Raw genomic sequence first — 19,131 nt, 5'->3', positions numbered from 1 at the left:
GCGGTCGCCGCGCCTCCGGTCATGGTTCAGCACGCCAGCCAAAACCTGGCCGCTGAGCCGACGGCACGCACAGTCCGCTCTCGTAGGCCACCACCACCGCCTGCGCCCGACTGTTCAGGCCCAGCTTCGCCATCACCCGCTTGACGTGTGTCTTCACCGTCGCCTCGCTCAGCACCAGGTGGTCGGCGATCTCGGAGTTGCACCGACCGGTACCAACCAACCGCAGTACCTCGGTCTCCCGGGCGGTCAGCTCCCGCAGGTGCTCCCGGCCCGCGTCGGCGGCCCGGTGCCGGCTGGCGTACGCCGCGATCAGCCGCTGCGTGATCTGCGGCGCGACCAGGATGTCGCCGCCGGCGATGGTGTGCACGGCTGCGATGATCCGTTGTGGCGGCATGTCCTTGAGCAGAAATCCGGACGCGCCCGCCCGCAACGCCGTGTAAACGTACTCGTCGAGGTCGAACGTGGTGAGGGCGACGACGCGCGGCTGCTGTTCGCCGACGCCGTCGAGAATCCGCCGGGTGGCGGCGATGCCGTCGAGGACCGGCATACGAATGTCCATCAGGACGACATCCGGCCGGGTCTGGGCGGCCAGCGCCACGGCCTCGGCCCCGTCGGCCGCCTCGCCCACGACCTCCGTGCCCGGTGCAGTCCGCAACAGCGACACCAGCCCGGCGCGGATCAGCGCCTGGTCGTCGGCGACGAGCACCCGGATCGGCTCACTCACCAGCGCGTCCCTCCACCGGCAGGCGCAGCAGGACGGTGAAGCCGCCGTTCTCGGCGTGCCCGGCGGTCAGGACGCCCCCGTACAACTCGGCGCGTTCCCGCATCCCCCGGATCCCGTAGGACGTGGGCGGCGGCTGACGGGGTGGCTCCGTCCGCGTCCCGTTGTCGCTTATCCGGATGGTGAGCGCGCTCGCTCCGTAGTCCAGGTCGACCTTGGCGATCGCCGGACCGGCGTGCTTGAGGACGTTCGTCAGCGATTCCTGCACCACCCGGTAGGCGCAGAGGTCAGGCCCGGGGGGCAGCGCAAACGCGTCGCCCGCCACCGAGAGATGGACCGGCAGCCCGGCCCTGCGGGTGCTGGTCACCAGTTCCTCAAGATGCGCGAGGCCGGGTTGGGAACGGTCCCCGGGATCGCGGCCGGGCTCGGTCCGGAGCACATCGAGCAGGCGGCGCAGTTCGAGCATGGCCTGGCGGCTCGCCGCACCGGCCGTCGTGATCGCCGTGTGCGCGGTTTCCGGCTCCGTGTCGAGGACGCATTCGGCCAGGCCCGCCTGCAAGGAGACGACCGACATGTGGTGCGAGACGATGTCATGCAGTTCCCGGGCGATCCGCATCCGCTCGTCGGACGCAGCCCGGGCCGCCTGGGCGGCGAGCCGCTCCGCGCGTCGTGACCACATCTTCGTGCTCTCGCCGAGCGCCCACGCCCCGAGCACGATCAGCGTCACCTGGGCCACCTGCGACCAGTAGACCTGCTCGGTGTTCTGCACACAGTAGGCGAAGGCGGTCACCGCCACCGCAGCCAGGAACACGAGGCCCGCCACCCGGCGCGAACGCATGGTGGCGACAGTGAACATCCCGATCAGGAGCCCGATCCCGCCGTTGGGGATGTCGTCGTAGCGCAACAGGCTCAGCCCGGTGAGCGCGGCCAGGATCACGGCCATGGTGAGCACGGGAAAACGCTGCCGCAGCGCGATCGGGACGACGGTGAGCGCGGCCAGAACGACCACCGCCCAGTGCGGTGCGCCGTCGCGCTGCCCGATCACCGTCGCGACCGTCAGCCCGGTGAGCGTCACCGCCAACAGCACGTCCACCGGGACGGAACGAAGGAGCATCCGCACGGCCAGACGATAGCGGCCCGGCTTCCGGCACCGGCGGCTCACTACCCCCACAGGGGTAGCCGGACATACCACTCTGCAGGGACGCCGGCGATCGACCACCGCCATAGCGTCGAGGTGACCCGACGAGGGCCAGGGGGTGGCCGATGAGTGAGGCGACGACGATCGCGGTTCCGTTCAGCGACTGTGCCGGCGGCACCGCGGAACTGACCTGGGGGCAGGCCAACATGTGGCGTGCGGTGCAGCGCTTGGGCGGCGCGGCCGAGCGGTTCAACCTGCCGCGCTGGCGTCTGCTGTCCCATCCGGTGCCCCTGGCGCGGGCGGTGAAAGCGATCCGGATACTGATCGAGCAGCGGCAGGTGCTGCGTACCCGTTTCGTCGCCGGTGCGGATGGTCCCCGCCAGCACGTCGCCACCGACGGGACGCACCACGTCTCCGTCATCCCGGTACGCCGCCCCCAGGCCCGCCGAACGGCGGTACGCACCACGGCCGACATGGCCGCCGTCCGGATCGACCTGGACCGCCAGTGGCCGGTCCGGTTCGGTCTGCTGGTCCAGCGGCATGAGGTGACCGGGGTGGTGTTGGTGGCCTCGCACATCGCGTTGGACGGCTGGGCAACCGATCGGCTCCTCGCCGACCTGCTCGACTGCCTGGACGGCCGGCACCGGCTGCGACCGGAACGGTACGGGCCGATCGAGCACGTCCGCCACGAGAGCGTCGGCATCAGCCCCAGCACGCGGGCGTACCTCGAGAGGTGCCTGGGGTCGGTGCGGCCTGCGGTGTTCGCCCCGCTGACCGGCGAGGCACGATCGCCGCGTTTCCACGCGCACAAGCTGCGCTCGACCGCGATCGTCGCCGCCACACGGACGATCGCCGACCGGTGCGGGACGTCGACCGCGGCGGTCCTCCTCGCGGCGAGCGCCGCGGCGCTCGCCACCTCCTGCGGCGACCGGCAGGTCCCAATGAAGATCATCGCTTCCAACCGGTTCGTCCCGCGATTCCGTTCTCTCGCGGCGGCGATGGCGCAGGACGCGCTCGCGGTGGTGTCGCTCGGTGACACCGATTTCGACGAGACGGTACGGCTGGCGTACCGGTCGGCGACCATCGCGTGTTGCCACTCGCGCTACCCGCCTGCCGAGTTCGACCGCCTCCGCGCCCGCATCGAGGCGGCGTCGAGCAGCACCTTCGATCTCACCGCCTACTTCAACGACGCCCGCACCATGCATCCGGACGGTCGGCCGGTCGAGCCGCCGCGGCGCCGGGGCCGATCGGCCAGTCCGGGCAGCGTGCTCACCCGGCTCGACGGGCTCGATGACAACGACATGCGGTTCTATGTCCGGATCACCTCGGCCGCGAGCGCGTACGACGTGTTACTCGTGACGGACTCCCACCTGTTTTCCGCGGCCCGCAGCGAACAGCTCCTGCATGGCATCGAGAGCCTGCTGCTCGCCGCCGCGACCGGGCCCGTCCCGGTCGCCCGGATAGCCGCCCTGACCGGCGCGGCGCCGCTCTGACCGGTACGGGCAACCCCGTCCCACCGCTGCCACTGTCCACGGAGACTTGCCATGACCTCAGCGAACGTGACCCTGATCTGCCAAATCTGGAGCCGCCTGCTCGCCACGACCATCGGGCCCGACGACGACTTCTTCGACCACGGCGGATACTCGCTGCTCCTCATCGAGATGGTGATCCAGGCCGAGGAGGCGGGGCTGACCATCGACCCCGAGCAGGTCTTCGACCACCGCACACCGGCAGCGCTGGCTGCGGCTCTCGATGCCACGTTGGAGACGGCTCGATGACCGGCGCGCTCGCCCGCCGCTTCGACGAGGTGGCCCGCCAGCACCCGGACAGGCCAGCCGTGGTGGACCGCGGCGGGACCATGACCTACGAGCAGTTGCGCCGCACCAGCGGAGCGATCGCTGACGAGCTGGTGGCCGCTGGTGCCGGGGCCGGCCACCTGATCGGCATCAAGGTCGGCCGCAACGCCCAGACCATCGCGACGATCCTCGGCGTGTTGCGGACCGGAGCCGCCTACGTGGCCCTGGATCCGTCCTATCCGGCCGACCGGATCGATTTCATCCGCGCGGACGCCGAGATCGGCCTGATCGTGGAGAGCTGCGAAGACACGGACCGGCCGACGGTCACCGGTTCGGTGGCGTCCCGCCGCGTCCCGCTACCGACCGACCTGGCCTACCTCGCCTACACGTCCGGCTCGACCGGGCGGCCCAAGGGTTGCCTGATCACTCAGCACAACGTCCTGGCGTTTCTCGATCAGACAGTGTCGCTGTTCGACCTGACCCCGGACGACCGCTGGACCGTCTTCCATTCGCTGGCCTTCGACGCCTCGGTCTGGGAACTCTGGGGAGCGTTGGCCACCGGTGGAGCTGCCGTGATGGTGCCGGAGCCGGCGCTGCGCAATCCGGCGGTCTTCGCGCGGCTGCTGGGCGACGCGGCGGTGACAGTCGTGTCGCAGGTCCCGTCCGCGCTGCAGTATCTGCTGCCGGCGCTCGCCCGGCGTGGCCACGCCAGATCCCCGGCAACGCAGCTGGCCCTGCGGTACCTGTTCTCGGTCGGCGAGGCGATCCGGCTGGACCTGGTAGCCCAGCTCCGCCAGGTCGTGGACGACCCGGTGCCGGCGGTGGTCAACATGTACGGCCCGACCGAGACCACGGTCTTCGCGACCACGAAGGAGATCACCGAGGCCGACCTGCGGTCCGGGGTCCGGTCACCGATCGGCCATCCGCTGCCCAGGGCCGGTGTCGTCGTGGTGGGCCCCGACGGCTGCGCCGTGCCAACCGGGGAGACCGGTGAGCTCTGGATCACCGGCGAGACGGTCGGCCTGGGTTACCTGAACCGGCCGGAGCTGACCGCCGAGCGTTTCGTGTCGTGGAACGGCTCGCCCGCGTACCGGACGGGCGACCTCGGCCGGCGACTGCCCGACGGGTCGCTCGAACACCTCGGCCGCCTCGATCAACAGCTGAAGGTGCGCGGCTACCGCATCGAACCGGAGGAGATCGAGGTGGTGCTGCGCCGAACCGACCTGGTCACCGATGCCGGGGTGTGTCTCGGCGAGGTGGGTCCGGCGACGTTCCTGGTCGCCTGTGTCACCACGAGGACCGGGCAGTTGGACCCGCACCTGATCAGGTCGCTGCGTGAGGCCGTCGCGGCGACCCTGCCGGGCGCGATGTGTCCCGACCGGTACGTCCTGCTCGACCGGCTGCCCCAGAACGCGGCCGGCAAGCTCGACCGACCTGCGCTGGCCGGAATCGTCCGCGACCGGCTCGCCGCCGCAGCGAGGCCGTTGCAGCCCGTGGCCCGCTAGGAGGTGAGATGTCGATACGTCATGATCCGACAGACCGGGTCGACGCGGTCGTCGATGCCGTACTGGGCACGACGGTGCTGGGTGACGATTCGCTGAGCCGGCTCGGGGTGACCTCCCTCGACATGCTCAGGGTCTGCGGTGAGCTGGAGCGACGGACCGGGATCACCCTCTCCCTGGCCGACGCGATGACGGCACCGACTGTCACCGCGCTGGCCGAGCACTGGCGCAACGGCGGCGTGCCGACCGTACCCGAGGCGACGGGCGGCGGGATTCCGCTGACCTCACTGGCCCGCGGCTGCCTGCTCCGTCAGCTCGTCTCCCCGACCGACACCGCCGGCAACTGCATCCTGCTCTGGATCCTGGACGGTCCGGTCGACGCGGATCGGCTCGCCGAAGCGATCATGGACGTGCAGTGGCGTCACGAACTGCTGCGTTGCGCGTACACCCTGTCCGGCGGCGCGGTGCCCGCAGGCCCGCCGGTCGCCCCCGTCCGGCTGGTCGCGCAGACGACGGCCGAGGCGCTGGCACGCTGCCAGCCACTGCTCACCGTGGCGTTGCGACCCACGGCGGGTGACGTCTTCCGCTCAGTGGTCGTCAGTACGCCGACCGGCGTCGTCATCGGCATGGTCGCGCATCACGTCGCGTTCGACGGCTACAGCGAGAGTGTCATAGCTGCCGATCTCGGCCGGGCGTACCGGGCCCGCCTCGACCGGCGTCCGATCGACTGGCCGACCGTCCCGGACGGCCATACGGCAAACAGGTCCTACCGCCGGCAACGCGCCGCCGGAGACCTGGACCGGCAGCGCGATCGGATCCGCGCCGCCCTGCACGACGCCCCCGAACTGCGATTCCCCGGAGCCAGCGCCATCCGCGCCGGACGGCAGCCGGCCACGGCACCGATCGTGCGCACCACCGCACTGCCGCCGGTTACGGCCATGCCAGTCGTCCTGGCCGCCTACGTCCGCGCCGTCCACACCGTCACCGGGCAGCGGGACGTCTCCTTCGCGGTCCCGGTGAACCGCCGGGGTGCCGCCGGGCTGGACCTGGTGGTCGGCAACTTCGTCGAGATGCTGCCGGTACGGATCACGCTGCCGGTCGGTGCCGACCCGTCCCGGGACGTGGCCGCCGCCACGGCCGCCTGGACCGCCGCGCTGTCCAGCCAGGACCTCGTCTTCGAGGAGGTGGTACGCGCGGCGGGCTCCGCCCGGCACCTCCATGAGCATGTCTTCGCGCTGCAGAACAATCCGCCACCACGGATCGAGCTACCCGGGATACGGACCCGGTTCGTCCGGACCCCGTACCCGGCGCTGGCGAACCGGACCATGACCGAGGTCTGGCCGGCCGGCAGCGGGTACGCCGACGCCACCGACACCGCGGTGCTCAGTTACGAGCCGGACCACCTCGACACGACCACTGCCGCCGCGCTGCTGACCGGCTTCCGCAACAACCTCTCGGCACCATCGGCGTCGGTCACCGGTGAGACGGGCTGATCGTCGCCAGGGTCAGAAACGGCCGAGGGCGTCGACGTCGTTCATCTCCTCGGCGCTCAGCGAGAAGCCGAAGACGTCCGCGTTGGCGCGGATCCGCTCCGGCGTGACCGACTTCGGGATCGCCACGATCTCGTGGTCGAGGTGCCAGCGCAGCACCACCTGGGCGGGCGAGACGTCGTGCGCCTCCGCGATCCGGGTCAGCACCGGGTCGGACAGGTCGGTGGTCTTGAACGGGCTGTAGCCCTCCAGCACCACCCCACGGTCGCGGTGCTCGATGTGCCGCTGCCGGTCGTAGAGGCGGGGCCCCCACTTGATCTGGTTGACCGCCGGGTTCTCCTCGGTCGCCTGGATCAGTTCGTCGATCTGTGCGGTGCTGAAGTTGCTGACCCCGACCGCCCGGGTCAGGTTCGCGTCGCGGGCGGCGAGCATCTCCCGCCAGACCGGAATCAGGTCGCCGGGGTCGCTCGGCGGCCAGTGCACCAGCCAGAGGTCGACGTGGTCGACCCCGAGGGCGCGCAGACTCTCCTCAATCGTCTCCCGTTCCCGACCGACCCGCTCGGGCGGGAGCTTGGTGGTGACGAAGACGTCCTCCCGCCGCAGCCCGCTGTCGCGGATCGCTCGGCCGACCTCCTCCTCGTTGCCGTACATGGTGGCCGTGTCGATGTGCCGGTAGCCGGCCTCGAGCGCGGCGAGCACGGCCTGGTAGCCCTCCTCCCCGGTCGCCTGCCAGGTGCCGAAGCCGAGCAGGGGTATCCGGACGTCACCGGGGAGAAGGGCGGTGGGGTGGTCACTGTGGTTCATACCGACCGTTCTACCCCCGATGGTGCTCGGCATGCGCGGGATCAGGCGCGTCGACTCGCCGCTGTCCGGCGCGACGGCGTGATGTGCCGGAGAATGCCAGATGTGGCTGACCGGCTGGAGGAGTACCGGCGCAAGCGGGACGCTGCGCGTACCCCGGAGCCGGTGCCGGCCGAGCGTCCCCGACGGTCCCGGGCCGGCGACCGGGCCCGTTTCGTCATCCAGCAGCACCACGCCCGCAGCCTGCACTGGGATCTGCGGCTGGAGCGCGACGGGGTGCTCGTCTCCTGGGCGGTGCCGCGCGGGTTGCCCCGTGATCCGGGGCGTAACCATCTCGCCGTGCACACCGAGGACCACCCCATGGAGTATCTCGACTTCTCCGGTGAGATCCCGGCCGGCGAGTACGGCGGCGGTCGCATGGTCATCCACGATCAGGGCACCTATCGCTGCGAGAAGTGGCAGGACCGCGAGGTGGTGGTCGAGCTACGGGGCACCCGGACCAGCGGACGGTACGTGCTCTTCGCCACCGGCGGTCGCGACGGCCGGGACTGGATGGTGCGACGCACCGACCCGCCGCCGCCGGGCTGGACCGCCATGCCCGAGCTGGTCGCACCGATGCACCCCACGCCGGGCCGCCGGCTCCCCACCGACCAGGCCACCTGGGGGTACGAGCTGCGCTGGGACGGAGTGCGCGCGGTGGCGTACGTCTCCGGCGGACGGTTGCGGCTGCTCTCCGACGCCGGTGAGGAGATCACCGGAGCGTACCCGTGGCTGCGGCCGATGGCGGAGGCCCTGGCCCCGACGGAGGTCGTGCTGGACGGCGTCCTGGTCCGCATCGACCGCGCCGGGCAGGTCCGGCCGGCTCGGGGTGGCCGCAGCACCGTCGATGCCCAGTACCTGCTGGTCGACCTGCTCTGGTTGGAGGGGGTGAGCAGCCTGGAGTTGCCGTACCCACAGCGCCGCGAGTTGCTCGACTCGCTGGCGCTGGCCGGGCCACACTGGCAGACTCCGCCGTGGTTTCCCGGCGCCGGTGCCGAAACCATGCGCGCGGCACGCGAACAGGGCCTGCCCGGGGTGGTGGCGAAGCGGCTGGACTCCGCCTACGAGCCGGGCCGCCGCAGCCGCGCGTGGCGCAGCGTGGACACGAGCTGAGACGGCGAGGAGCGGCGTGTACCTGACCCACCTCGAATGCCCGCGCTGCGGCCGGGAACACGACGCTGGTGTGTTGCAGAACCTCTGCGAATGTGGCTCGCCACTGCTGGCGCGTTACGACCTCGCGGCTGCGGCGCGGGTGGTCGAACCGGAGCGGTTCGGGTTACGCCCGGCCGATCTGTGGCGTTACCGGGAACTGCTCCCGGTGGCCGACCCGAGAAATGTCACCACGCTCGGCGAAGGATGGACGCCGATGCTGCGGGTGCCGGCGTACGGGGCTGACATCGGCATCGACGAGCTGCTGGTCAAGGACGAGGGGTTGACCCCGACCGGCTCGTTCAAGGCGCGTGGCGCGGCCGTGGGTGTCAGCCGGGCCCGGGAACTGGGCGTCCGACGGATCGCCATGCCGACCAACGGCAACGCGGGTGCGGCTTGGGCCACCTACGCGACCCGGGCAGGGCTCGGCGCCACCATCGTGATGCCGCTGTCCGCGCCGACCATCTGCCGCCAGGAGTGTCTGGCCGCCGGTGCCGACCTGCGCCTGGTCGACGGGTTGATCGGCGACGCCGGGCGTCAGGTGGCCGCCCTCGTCGCCGCCTCCGACGGCACCGTCTTCGACGCCGGTACGCTGCGCGAGCCGTACCGCCTCGAAGGTAAGAAGACGATGGGATTCGAGATCGTCGAGCAGTTGGGCTGGCAGGTGCCCGACGTCATCATCTATCCGACCGGTGGCGGGGTGGGGCTGATCGGCATCCACAAGGCCCTCGGCGAACTGCGGGAGTTGGGCTGGGTCGAGGACAAGCTGCCCCGGCTGGTGGCGGTGCAGTCCACCGGCTGCGCGCCGATCGTGCGGGCGTTCGCCGCCGGGGACGACCGGGCACGGCCGTGGGAGGACGCCCACACGGTGGCGTTCGGCATCACCGTTCCGGCACCGCTGGGTGACGAGTTGATCCTCGCCGCGCTGCGGGCCACCGCCGGCACCGCGATCGCGGTGGACGACGCCGAGATCCTGACCGACCTGCGCGACTTCGCCGCCCGGGAAGGCCTGTTGCTCTGCCCCGAGGGCGCGGCCTGTCTGACGGCCGCGCGTCGGTTGCGGGCCTGCGGGTGGATCCGCGCGGGCGAACGGGTCGTCGTGCTCAACACCGGCGCGGGCGTGAAGTACCCGGAGACGATCGACGTCTCCGGCGTACCGGTGCTGCCGCGCTGACGGGCGGCGACCGGGGCGGCATCCGGTGCCTGCGCGTCACTCGGCGGTCGGCTCGGTCAGCCGCCACGCGGCGTTGACCTGGCCGATGTGGGACAACGCCTGAGGCGTGTTGCCCAGGTGCGCCCCGGTGGCCAGGTCGATCTGCTCGCTGAACAACCCGACGTCGTTGGCCTGCCCGGAGATCCGGTCGAACAGTCGGGCGGCCCGCTCCCGTTCACCGGCCAGCATCAGGCACTCCACCAGCCAGAACGAGCAGAGCACAAAGCCGGCCGGGTCACCGTCCCAGCGGCGGATCAGGCCGTCCGCGCTACCGAGTTCCCGTTCGACCGCGTCGATGGTCGCCCGCATCCGGGGGTCGGTGGCCGGCAGGAACCCCACCACCGGCAGGTACAGGGCTGCGGCGTCCAGCTCCGGTGATCCGAAGGCACCGGTGAGGACGCCCCTGCGCTCGTCGAAACCGTCCCGGAGCACCGTGGCCCGGATCTCGTCCCGGACGGCGGCCCAGCGCCGGACGTCCGCCCCCTCGCCCAACTGCGGGGCCAGTCGTACCGCCCGGTCCATCGCCACCCAGCAGAGCACCTTGGACGACAGGTAGTGCCGCTCACGGTCACGCGGTTCCCAGATGCCCCGGTCGGGCAGTCGCCAGGTGGCCGCCACCTGCTCGGTGAGACCGACCACCATGTCGCGTACCTCGGCGGCGAGTTGGTCGCCGAGGCGGTTGCGCAACCGCCACACCGCCGAGATGACCTCCCCCGGCACGTCGAGCTGTCGCTGCCGCCAGGCGTCGTTGCCGATGCGTACCGGGCCGGAGCCGTGATATCCACGCAGGTGCGGACAGGAGTGCTCGGAGACGTCTCGCTCCCCCTCGAGGCCGAACAGCACGGGCACCGGATCGGGGCCGACCCGGCCGATCGAACGGGCCGCCCACTCGAACAGCCGGGACGCCTCGGTCGGGCAGGCCGCCACCCAGAAGGCCCGCATCGTCATGGCGAAGTCGCGCAGCCAGCAGAAGCGGTAGTCGTAGTTGCGGTCGATGCCGATCCGTTCCGGTAGCGAGGTGGTCGATGCGGCGGTGATCGCGCCGCTGCGCGCGTAGGTGAGTCCGGTGAGGACCGTGGCGCTGTGTCGCACCATTTCGGGATAGCGTCCGTCGTACCGGTGGTCCTCGCGGAACGACCGCCAGGCCAGCATCGTGTCGGCCAGCGCCCGGACCGGGTCGAGCCGTGCCGGTGGGTTGCCGTACCCCGACGCGTAGGCCAGGTCGAAGCCGAGGACCTGGCCCTCCTCGACGGTGAAGGTGTGCCGCACCCGGTCGTGCTCGGCGCGCAGGGGTAGGCCGGCGCAACGCAGCACCAGTTCCACCGGGCCGGCCACGGCCACCACCGCACCGTCGGGCAGTTCCCGCAGGTACGGGGTGAGCAGGCCGTACTCCGGTCGCGGGCGGTAGTCCAGGGCCATCGGCACCCGCCCGGAGAGCCCTTCGACAACGCGGAGCAGCACGGCCGGCGAGCGCAGGCCGAAGTCGTGGGCGCGGGCACCCGGCTCGGCGGCGAGGGCGTCGGTGACCGCGACGCTTCCCTCCGGGGTGTGGTGGACGGTACGCAGCACCAGCGTGTCCGGCTGATACGAACGCTCTACCCGGTGTCCGGGATACCCCACGGCCGACGGTGCCAGTCGCCAGTGACCGCCGCCGTCCGGGTCGAGCAGTCGACAGAAGACCGAGGGCGAGTCGAACCGGTCCGGGCACCACCAGTCGATCGAGCCGGTCCGGCTGACCAGCGCACCGGAGCGGCAGTCGGAGAGATACCCGTAGTCGGAGATCGCCGGCTGCTCCATGCGATCGGCGTACCCGCGATTTCAGGGCTCATCACGCCCCACGCGGTGCCGCCGGCCTCGGCTGGGCCGGGCCGGCGGACCAGCTCAGGAGGTCGGCGGCTCGTCCTTGCCGGCGGCCTCGGCGGCCTCGGCCTCCTCCTTGGTGTGGTGGACAGCCTGGTCGGCGTGCTCCGGCGGCCCGTAGACGGTGTAGAGCACCAGGGGGTTCGGCCCGGTGTTGACGAAGTTGTGCCGGGTGCCGGCCGGTACGACCACCAGGTCGCCCTGCACCACCTCACGCTTCTCCCCGGCCACTCGTGCCTCACCGGTGCCGCTGACGAAGGTCAGGATCTGGTCGATGTCCTCGTGGACCTCCTCACCGATCTCACCACCGGGCGGAATCGTCATGATCACCAACTGGGTGTGCTTCCCGGTCCACAGCACCCGCCGGAAGTCCGGGCTCTTCTCGGCAACGGTCGCGATAGTGAAGTGCTCCATGCCTGACACATACCCCAACGCAGGCCCGTCCACGCCGCGCTTCGCAAATGGTGGAACTGGCCACTGTCGGAGGGTTTGGACCACTGCCGATCGGGGATCGACACCAGCGACCGGTGCGACCGGTCATGCCAGGTCCCCGCTGACGTACCGCCGTACGGCTGCGGCGGTGGGAGACGGTCGAGCGCGGCGCGGTTTCGACCCTCGGGTCAACGGCGCCGCGCGCTCGTGCGCGCCGACCTCTCCAGGACGGGGTTGTTCAGGAGAGCACGGCCAGGTGGAAGGGGCGGTCGGCGGCCGACCCGGCACCGTCGAAGGTGGTCACGAAGACGGCATTTGGAATGCCGGTACGACCAGCCACCGTGATCTGGCCGGCCGGAGCCAGGCCGGCGCTGCCCACCAGGCCGACGGTCCCGACCAGGCTGGCACCCGTCACATCCTGGTCGAAGATCACCTGGTACATCCCGGTCCGCAGCCGGCTCGCCGCCGCCGCGCCCAGCCCTCGGACCAGCAGGCCGTCGGCGTTGACGACGGCGAAGAGAACTCTCGCGGTCAACGGCATGCCCGCCCCGGCGCAGGTGGTGTGTTCAGCGTCGGCGTGCGCCATGGCCTCGTCCTCCGGCACCGGCTGGGGTTCGCCTCTGCTCCTGGCTCTCGCGCTGGACATCGCTCTCCTCTCAGCCCGGCCGAGCGGCTCTGGCGTGTTGACTTGTTTTGCGACGACTAATGGGGGATCAGCACCGATCAGACCCCTTTGTGCCTCGAACGTATGTCGCGTTCCCTGTCGTCAGCCAGGCAAAGGACTGTCCGATCATGGACATCCGAGTTGTCGATCAAGGCTTTGACCTGCGACGACGCCTCCAACGTGCGCGAGGGTCAGTCGTCGGGGTCGAGGATGGGCACCCCGCCGACGCACCGCACCGACAGTTCGTACTCGCCGCTCGGGCCGACGAACGTCACGTCCGCGTCGTCGTCCGGGCCACGATCGACGTCGTCGACCCGGTATCCCTGTCGGGGCGACCAGGAGACGAGGTACACGCCGCCCGGCCGGCACTCGGCCACCGCGCTGCCACCCACCGTGGAGAAGCTGCGCCGATCAGGCGGCGCCGTACTCGGACCGGCCGGCGACACCGGGCTCGCCGGCGTTGCGCTCGGGTCGGTGCCGGGTGTCGAGGCGTCGGTCGGTGCACCGCCGGCCACCGTGGTGCCGCTCGGCACCGGCTCGGCGAGCGCACGGGCGATCTCCTCCTGGCTGCGGACCCCGCCCGGCGTCCCGGTCAGGCTCTCACCGACCAAGCGGATCGCGGCGAGCCCGATCAGGGTGGCGACGACTGCGGTGGCCAGCCATCCGGCCACGACGAGGAAGGTGCGACGGCCCATCACCCGACTATCCCCGATCTTCGGTTGGGGCGACCTTCGGGCAACGCTAAGGGACAGTTAACGAACCCGGCCGGCGACAGGCCGTGCGGATACGCTGCCTGCTGTGCCCCGCCTGCTGCTGATCGAGGACGACCTGACCATCCGCACTCCGCTGGTACGGGCGTTACGCGAGCGGGGACATGCGGTGGCCGCCGCCTCCACCGCGATGACCGGGTTGCGCGACGCGCTCGACGACCGCCCCGATCTTGTGGTACTCGATCTCGGGCTGCCTGATCTCGACGGTCGTGAGCTGCTGCGGATGCTGCGGGCGGTCAGCGCCGTCCCGGTCATCGTGGCCACCGCCCGCGACGACGAGCGGGAGATCGTCCGGGTGCTCGACGCGGGCGCCGACGACTACGTGGTCAAGCCGTTCACCGCCGCGCAGCTCGACGCGCGGATTCGCGCGGTGCTGCGCCGTGGACCAGGCGGGCCGGCCGAGGAGGACCCGACGATGGTGATCGGTGGGCTGCGGATCGACCCCCGGTCCCGGCAGGTCAGCCTCGACGGGGAGCCGGTCGAACTGACCCCGCGCGAATTCGACCTGTTGCGGCATCTGGCCAGCCGGGTCGGCGAGGTGGTGACCAAGCGGGAGTTGCTGACCGAGGTGTGGCAGATCCCGTACGGCGGGGCGGACAAGACCGTCGACGTGCACCTGTCCTGGCTTCGTCGCAAGCTCGGCGAGAGCGCCCAGAGTCCGCGCTACCTGCACACGGTACGCGGGGTCGGGGTGCGGCTGGTGACTCCGGAGGCCGGCGGGTGAGGGCGCGCCTGGCACTGCTGGTGGCCGCGGTCAGCGTCCTCATCGTGATCGCTTTCCTGGTGCCACTGGCGTTGCTGCTGCGCACCGCCGCCGAGGACCGGGCGACGGTGCGGGCCACCGCCGACGCGCAGGGCCTCGCTTCCGTGGTCGGCACCGCCGACGTCGAGACCGTACGGCTGACCGTCGAACAGCTCGCCGCCGAATCGGCGCGGCCGGTCAGCGTCTTCCTGCCCGACGGCACGGTGCTCGGCTCGGACACCACCCGTACCCCGGCGGTGGAGCTGGCCGGGCGTGGGCAGAGCCTGACCGCCGAGACGGCCGGCGGCCGGGAGGTGGTCATCGCGGTGCAGGGGCGCACGGACGGCACCGCGGTGATCCGCACCGTCGTGCCGCAGGCGGAGATGAACGCCGGGGTGGGTCGTGCCTGGCTGGTGCTGGCCATGCTCGGCGCGCTGCTGGTGCTGATCGCCCTGGCCGTCGCCGATCGGCTGGCCCACACGCTGGTCCGCCCGATCAGCGAGTTGTCCGAGGTCTCGCACCGGCTGGCCAACGCCGAGTTGGACGCGCGGGTGAACCCGTCGGGGCCGGTCGAGCTGCGCGAGGTGGGTGGGGCCCTCAACCACCTGGCCGGCCGGATCCAGGAGTTGCTGGTGCAGGAGCGGGAACAGGTTGCCGACCTGTCGCACCGGCTCCGTACGCCGCTGACCGCGCTGCGCCTGGAGGCCGAGTCGCTCCGCGACCCGCAGGACGCCGCCCGGGTGATCGACGCGGTGGACGGACTCGAACGGGCGGTCACCGGGCTGATCCGGCAGGCCCGTTGGCGTACCCCCACCGATGGCGCGGTGGTCGCCGATGCCGTCGACACCGTGGCGGACCGGGTCGCCTTCTGGTCGGTGCTGGCTGAGGAGACCGGCCGTGCGGTCGACCTTGACCTGGCACCCGGCCCGGTTCCGGTCGGCGTTGCGGCCGACGAGTTGGCCGCCGCCGTGGACGCCCTGCTCGGCAACGTCTTCGCGCACACCCCGGACGGCACCCCCTTCGCCGTCCGACTCCGCGCCCTCGACGATCAGGTGGTACTGACGGTGGCCGACGAGGGCCCTGGCCTCACGGCCGACTCGGTGCGCCGGGGAGCGAGCCAGGCCGGGTCGACCGGACTCGGGCTGGACATCGCCCGCCGGGCGGCCCAGGCCAGCGGCGGGCGGCTGGAGCTGGGCGAACGACCCGGCGGCGGGGCCGAAGTCACGCTCCGGCTCGGTCGGCGTGACGCTTGAGCTCCGAATCGAGTCTTAACCGGGGCTTAGGGTTCGGACAGCGCGCCGCTATCGTGGCCTGACCGATCCTCGATACCACAACCGAGGAAAGGTGCAGACGATGAAACGCAACCCCCTGATGCTGGCGTCGGTCGGCGGTACGGCGGCGGTGCTCGCGGCGGTCGGGGTGTTCCTCGGCGTGGCGGCGGCGGACGGCAATCAGGCGCGGCAGACGACCCTGACCGCGGCGACCGCCGCCCCGAGTGACGCCACCACGGCCGATCCCACCGTGACCGCCACCCCCGCCGACCCGACCGTGACCACCACTGCCGACCCGACCGGTGTGCCGGCGGAGCAGAGCCAACCGCCCGCGGAGGGTGATGCGGTGAGCCGCGAGCGGGCTGGCGAGATCGCGCTGGCACACGCCGGTGGTGGACGGATCACCGAGACCGACCGGGACCGGGAGGACGGCCGGGACGTCTGGGAGGTCGAGATCGTCAACGGCGACACCGAACACGAAATCGACATCGACCGGCAGTCCGGTGAGATCGTCAAGGCCGAGCAGGAGCCGGTGGACGACGACGATGACGATGACGATGACGACGACGACGATGACGACGATGACGACGATGACGACGACCGGGACAACGACTGACCCGAGCTTCTCGGGCCGGTGACGGCCCACCGGCACCCCCGCAGCGGCACCCCCGCTGCGGGGGTGCCGACGTTTCACGCCTCGGCGCGATGCAGCCAGGCCAGCAGGTCCGACGGTGCCAGGGCGGCCACTCGGGAGTGATAGCGGGTCCGTGTCTCCTCGTCGAGCAGTGCGTTGCCCTGACCGGACCGACCGCTGCGGAAGAAGGCGTTGCGGTCCTTCATGACGCCGGCGGAGTCGGGCGCGAGGCGGTCGGCGCGCGCCCGCATCCGGGCGAAGGTGGCCGCCTCCACCAGATCGGCGCTCGGGGGTTCGAGGTCGAGCCGCTCGGCCAGCCGCCGCATCTGCCCGGCCAGGTCGGCCTGGAGGTCGTCGTAGTGAACGAGGTGCGCATTCGGCAGATGCCGGCGGGCCCAGGCGTCACCCAGGTGCCACATGACGCCGGGCAGTGAGTCCAGCTCGGCGTGCGGATCCGGATCAGCGTCGATCCAGCGTACGAGCGCCTGCTCGACTGACGGCCGAGGGCCGTCCGGCGCCGGCGGCGCCGGCCTGCCGGTCAACTCGGCGAGGCGGACACGATCCAGATTGGCGCCCTGATGATGCAGCGAGACCGCCATGTCGAGCGGGTGGCGGGCCACCACCACGTAGTGCACCCGGGGGTCGCTCGGCACTCCGTCCAGTGGGGTGTGCGTCTTGACGAAGCGACGGTGCCGCTGAGCGGCCAACCGGGCGTACACCCGCTCCTGCGGCTCGACCAGCCAGTCGAGCCAGGGTGACAGCTCGATCAGCGGTGCCGGCAGCTCCGGCGTACGCAGCACCAGCAGCGCGCAGATCATCTGCATCCAGGTGGTCCCGCTCTTGGAGCGGGTGCTGATCACGATGTCCCCGGGACGGAAGGGAAAGCCCCGCCAACGGGCGCTGTCCTCTTCGGCGGACCGGTACCGGCGCGGTGTGTCGGACACCGCGCGAGGATAGTCGGGGAGCTGACACCTGTCCCGCGAATTCCCGCTGCCCCGCCCTGGGAGGTGGGTAATCGTCTGGCTACATTGAATTATGGTGCCCGCCCCCGCAGGTCGGGCGGAGGAGCTGGTCTATCGTCCTGTCCTCGCCGCACGGCGCGGGGAGCTGGAGGCGCTCAGCCACCTCGACGACGCCCACACCCCCATGCTCAGCCCGATCCTGGAATTGTCCACCATCGACCGGCCCGTCATCGATTCCCTGGCCCGACTGCCGCCCGGGCTGCTCCCAGCCGTCGACATCGGCGCTTTACCGGACACGACGGCAGCCGCGTTGGCCCGTTGGGGCGTACCGCTGATGCCGGTGATCGGTCTGACGGACGGTGAGCGGCGGTTGGCGGCGCACGGTGACACGGCCCGGGCACACGCCCACCGGGCCGTGGTACGCCTACGGCTCCGTCAGGACCGGGCCGGTCCCGACGCCACCACCACGGCTGTGGAGCGGATCGGGCGGCACGCACGGCTGGGGCCTGAGCAGTGCGACCTGGTGGTCGACTGCGGTGACGTGTGCTGCCCGGCGGACGTCCGGCTGGCCGAGCCCCGGGTCCGGCGGGTGCTGTGCTGGGCCCGGCGGCACGCCTGGCGTTCGGTGAGTGTGGTGGCCGGTGGCATCCCGCCGGCCCTGTCCCGACTGCCCGTCGACGAGCCGGTACGGGTGAATCGCTGGGATTGGCTGCTCTGGCAACGGCTGACCGATCTGGGCGTCGCCTTCGGCGACTACGGCGTGGCCCCGGCCGCGATCCCCGCCCAACCGACCGCCGACCGACACCTGACGGTCACCTACACCGGCAACGGCGCCTGGTGGGTCCACCGCTGGTCCCGACGCCGGGGCCAGGGCGACCAGCGGGTCGCCGACCTGTGCCGCACGCTGGTGTCGGGGCCGCACTGGCCGGCGACGGGTGCGAGCTTCTCCTGGGGCGACCAGGAGATCTCGCGTCGGGCTCGGCGGGGTGCCGGGGCGGGCTCGGCAACCAACTGGATGGCGTGGAGCACCTCGCACCATCTGGCCCACGTACTGGACGCGCTGGCCCGTCCCGCCCGCGCTATTCCTTCTCGGTGAACCCGAACTGCACGACGCCCTCGTCGTCGACGGACGCGTCGACCGAGGCGTCACCGAGCAGGTCGGCCGCGTCCGAATCGAGGAAGATCCGGGCACCCTGGTTGTCGACCACGTGGTCGCCCTCGACCGGGGCGGGAACCAGTTCGACGGTGAGCGAGCCGGCCATGGTGTCCGCGGCGATGCGTACGCCGCCGCCCTCGGAGACGTCCTGCTGCGCGGCGAGATCACGGATCACCAGGACGGCGTTGTCGGTCATCGTGAGCATGGTGGGACTCCTCGTGGATGTCTGGGCTCCTGGGCACTGCCTCCAGGGCCGCATCGGGGCAGCTCAAAGCCCCTCCAGCCCTCCACGGTGCCCGCTGTCGAGGAGTCCGTCAAATAGACGGATACCGGCGCGATTCGCGGCATGACGGCGCGCTGCGCGGGTATCCGCACCGGTTGCGTCTCAGGCCGGGGACCGCGGCGGCAGCGGGGCCGCGGGATCACCCCGTTCGATCAGTGCGGCGATGTCGGCGTCGTGCAGACCCCGTAGCGCGAGCACCCGGGTCCCCCATCGATGCAGCCGGCACGGATGCGGGCTGGCGTCGTTGCGGCAGATCGTGCCCCCCGACCAGCTTCGTGGCGCGTGCACCACGACAGCGCGTACGGCGAACTGGGCATCCTCGGCGGTCACGTAGGGCGGCAGGGGAATATCCCGCAGCCCCGTCCCGGCCCGCTCGCCCGGCCGCGGGCCGGGACGGACGGTACTGCTCCTGCTGTTCATCGGCTTGACCTCCACACTGGACGGTCGAACACGGACAGCAGGACGTTACGACTCGATGGACCCAGGGTGACGGACAAACTGTCCCGAG

General features: G+C 71.4%; 20 protein-coding genes. 10 read left to right on the top strand and 10 right to left on the bottom strand.

The genetic code is table 11. From position 1 onward, the window contains the following. Positions 1 to 19 precede the first annotated feature (19 nt). Together Vlu01_RS02465 and Vlu01_RS02460 are read right to left on the bottom strand one after the other, a co-directional pair. The gene (locus Vlu01_RS02465; protein WP_203992423.1) at positions 20 to 724 is read right to left on the bottom strand and encodes a response regulator; all 705 of its coding nucleotides are present in this window, start codon (positions 722 to 724) and stop codon (positions 20 to 22) included. Next, positions 717 to 1,835, bottom strand: a complete 1,119-nt coding sequence (locus tag Vlu01_RS02460) for a sensor histidine kinase (RefSeq protein ID WP_203993519.1) — start codon at positions 1,833 to 1,835, stop codon at positions 717 to 719. The genes Vlu01_RS02465 and Vlu01_RS02460 overlap by 8 nt, the downstream gene beginning before the upstream one ends. Before the next feature lie 149 nt (positions 1,836 to 1,984). On the opposite strand from Vlu01_RS02460, the gene Vlu01_RS02455 reads away from it, so the two are divergent. The 4 genes from Vlu01_RS02455 to Vlu01_RS02440 are packed head-to-tail and all read left to right on the top strand — an operon-like array spanning position 1,985 to position 6,650. Continuing rightward, positions 1,985 to 3,352, top strand: a complete 1,368-nt coding sequence (locus Vlu01_RS02455) for a condensation domain-containing protein (protein WP_203992420.1) — start codon at positions 1,985 to 1,987, stop codon at positions 3,350 to 3,352. 51 nt (positions 3,353 to 3,403) lie between these two features. Next, positions 3,404 to 3,637, top strand: a complete 234-nt coding sequence (locus tag Vlu01_RS02450) for an acyl carrier protein (protein WP_203992417.1) — start codon at positions 3,404 to 3,406, stop codon at positions 3,635 to 3,637. Beyond that, on the top strand, positions 3,634 to 5,160 hold the full coding sequence (locus Vlu01_RS02445) for an amino acid adenylation domain-containing protein (RefSeq protein WP_203992414.1): 1,527 nt from the start codon (positions 3,634 to 3,636) through the stop codon (positions 5,158 to 5,160). The genes Vlu01_RS02450 and Vlu01_RS02445 overlap by 4 nt, the downstream gene beginning before the upstream one ends. 8 nt (positions 5,161 to 5,168) lie before the next feature. After that, positions 5,169 to 6,650, top strand: coding sequence for a condensation domain-containing protein (locus tag Vlu01_RS02440; protein ID WP_203992411.1), 1,482 nt, complete (start codon positions 5,169 to 5,171; stop codon positions 6,648 to 6,650). A 12-nt stretch (positions 6,651 to 6,662) separates the two neighbouring features. On the opposite strand, the gene Vlu01_RS02435 is transcribed toward Vlu01_RS02440, so the two are convergent. Next, entirely contained in the window at positions 6,663 to 7,451 is a 789-nt protein-coding gene (locus Vlu01_RS02435; protein WP_203992408.1) for an aldo/keto reductase, read from the bottom strand. Positions 7,452 to 7,553: 102 nt separating this feature from the next. Here Vlu01_RS02435 and Vlu01_RS02430 point away from each other — a divergent pair, with 102 nt between their 5' ends. Together Vlu01_RS02430 and Vlu01_RS02425 are read left to right on the top strand one after the other, a co-directional pair. Then, the gene (locus tag Vlu01_RS02430; RefSeq protein ID WP_203992405.1) at positions 7,554 to 8,600 is read left to right on the top strand and encodes a DNA polymerase ligase N-terminal domain-containing protein; all 1,047 of its coding nucleotides are present in this window, start codon (positions 7,554 to 7,556) and stop codon (positions 8,598 to 8,600) included. A 16-nt stretch (positions 8,601 to 8,616) separates the two neighbouring features. After that, entirely contained in the window at positions 8,617 to 9,810 is a 1,194-nt protein-coding gene (locus tag Vlu01_RS02425; protein ID WP_203992402.1) for a threonine synthase, read from the top strand. A 36-nt stretch (positions 9,811 to 9,846) separates the two neighbouring features. Here the strand turns inward: Vlu01_RS02425 and Vlu01_RS02420 are convergent, their stop codons facing one another. From Vlu01_RS02420 to Vlu01_RS02405, 4 genes are all read right to left on the bottom strand, one after another. Continuing rightward, positions 9,847 to 11,646 (bottom strand): glycoside hydrolase family 15 protein, encoded by a 1,800-nt coding sequence (locus tag Vlu01_RS02420; protein WP_203992399.1) that lies wholly within the window; start codon positions 11,644 to 11,646, stop codon positions 9,847 to 9,849. 84 nt (positions 11,647 to 11,730) lie between these two features. Beyond that, positions 11,731 to 12,123, bottom strand: coding sequence for a cupin domain-containing protein (locus Vlu01_RS02415; RefSeq protein WP_203992395.1), 393 nt, complete (start codon positions 12,121 to 12,123; stop codon positions 11,731 to 11,733). Between the two features lie 256 nt (positions 12,124 to 12,379). After that, positions 12,380 to 12,787: a hypothetical protein gene (locus Vlu01_RS02410; protein ID WP_203992390.1), complete on the bottom strand. Its 408-nt coding sequence runs from the start codon at positions 12,785 to 12,787 to the stop codon at positions 12,380 to 12,382. Positions 12,788 to 12,996: 209 nt separating this feature from the next. Further along, a complete protein-coding gene (locus tag Vlu01_RS02405; RefSeq protein WP_203992387.1) occupies positions 12,997 to 13,500 on the bottom strand; it encodes a septum formation initiator in 504 nt (167 codons plus the stop codon). Between the two features lie 103 nt (positions 13,501 to 13,603). On the opposite strand from Vlu01_RS02405, the gene Vlu01_RS02400 reads away from it, so the two are divergent. The 3 genes from Vlu01_RS02400 to Vlu01_RS02390 all read left to right on the top strand — a co-directional run bounded on the left by Vlu01_RS02400 (position 13,604) and on the right by Vlu01_RS02390 (position 16,204). Continuing rightward, on the top strand, positions 13,604 to 14,299 hold the full coding sequence (locus tag Vlu01_RS02400; protein ID WP_203992385.1) for a response regulator transcription factor: 696 nt from the start codon (positions 13,604 to 13,606) through the stop codon (positions 14,297 to 14,299). Continuing rightward, entirely contained in the window at positions 14,296 to 15,570 is a 1,275-nt protein-coding gene (locus Vlu01_RS02395; protein WP_203992382.1) for a HAMP domain-containing sensor histidine kinase, read from the top strand. Before Vlu01_RS02400 ends, Vlu01_RS02395 begins: the two co-directional genes overlap by 4 nt. A gap of 100 nt (positions 15,571 to 15,670) precedes the next feature. Then, positions 15,671 to 16,204, top strand: a complete 534-nt coding sequence (locus Vlu01_RS02390; protein WP_203992379.1) for a PepSY domain-containing protein — start codon at positions 15,671 to 15,673, stop codon at positions 16,202 to 16,204. 74 nt (positions 16,205 to 16,278) lie between these two features. Here Vlu01_RS02390 and Vlu01_RS02385 read toward each other — a convergent pair whose 3' ends face one another. Further along, a complete protein-coding gene (locus tag Vlu01_RS02385) occupies positions 16,279 to 17,166 on the bottom strand; it encodes a sulfotransferase domain-containing protein (protein ID WP_203992364.1) in 888 nt (295 codons plus the stop codon). Positions 17,167 to 17,257: 91 nt separating this feature from the next. On the opposite strand from Vlu01_RS02385, the gene Vlu01_RS02380 reads away from it, so the two are divergent. Continuing rightward, positions 17,258 to 18,280, top strand: a complete 1,023-nt coding sequence (locus Vlu01_RS02380) for a beta family protein (protein WP_203992360.1) — start codon at positions 17,258 to 17,260, stop codon at positions 18,278 to 18,280. Here Vlu01_RS02380 and Vlu01_RS02375 read toward each other — a convergent pair. Together Vlu01_RS02375 and Vlu01_RS02370 are read right to left on the bottom strand one after the other, a co-directional pair. After that, on the bottom strand, positions 18,264 to 18,545 hold the full coding sequence (locus Vlu01_RS02375) for an adhesin (protein WP_203992358.1): 282 nt from the start codon (positions 18,543 to 18,545) through the stop codon (positions 18,264 to 18,266). The two genes, Vlu01_RS02380 and Vlu01_RS02375, sit on opposite strands and share 17 nt — an antisense overlap. 180 nt (positions 18,546 to 18,725) lie before the next feature. Then, the gene (locus tag Vlu01_RS02370; RefSeq protein WP_239095646.1) at positions 18,726 to 19,043 is read right to left on the bottom strand and encodes a hypothetical protein; all 318 of its coding nucleotides are present in this window, start codon (positions 19,041 to 19,043) and stop codon (positions 18,726 to 18,728) included. Positions 19,044 to 19,131: the final 88 nt, after the last annotated feature.

The organism is Micromonospora lutea, from assembly GCF_016863535.1.
Lineage (GTDB): Bacteria > Actinomycetota > Actinomycetes > Mycobacteriales > Micromonosporaceae > Micromonospora > Micromonospora lutea.
Note: the sequence above shows the minus strand (reverse complement) of the source record. Positions and strands in the feature narration are given on the sequence as shown.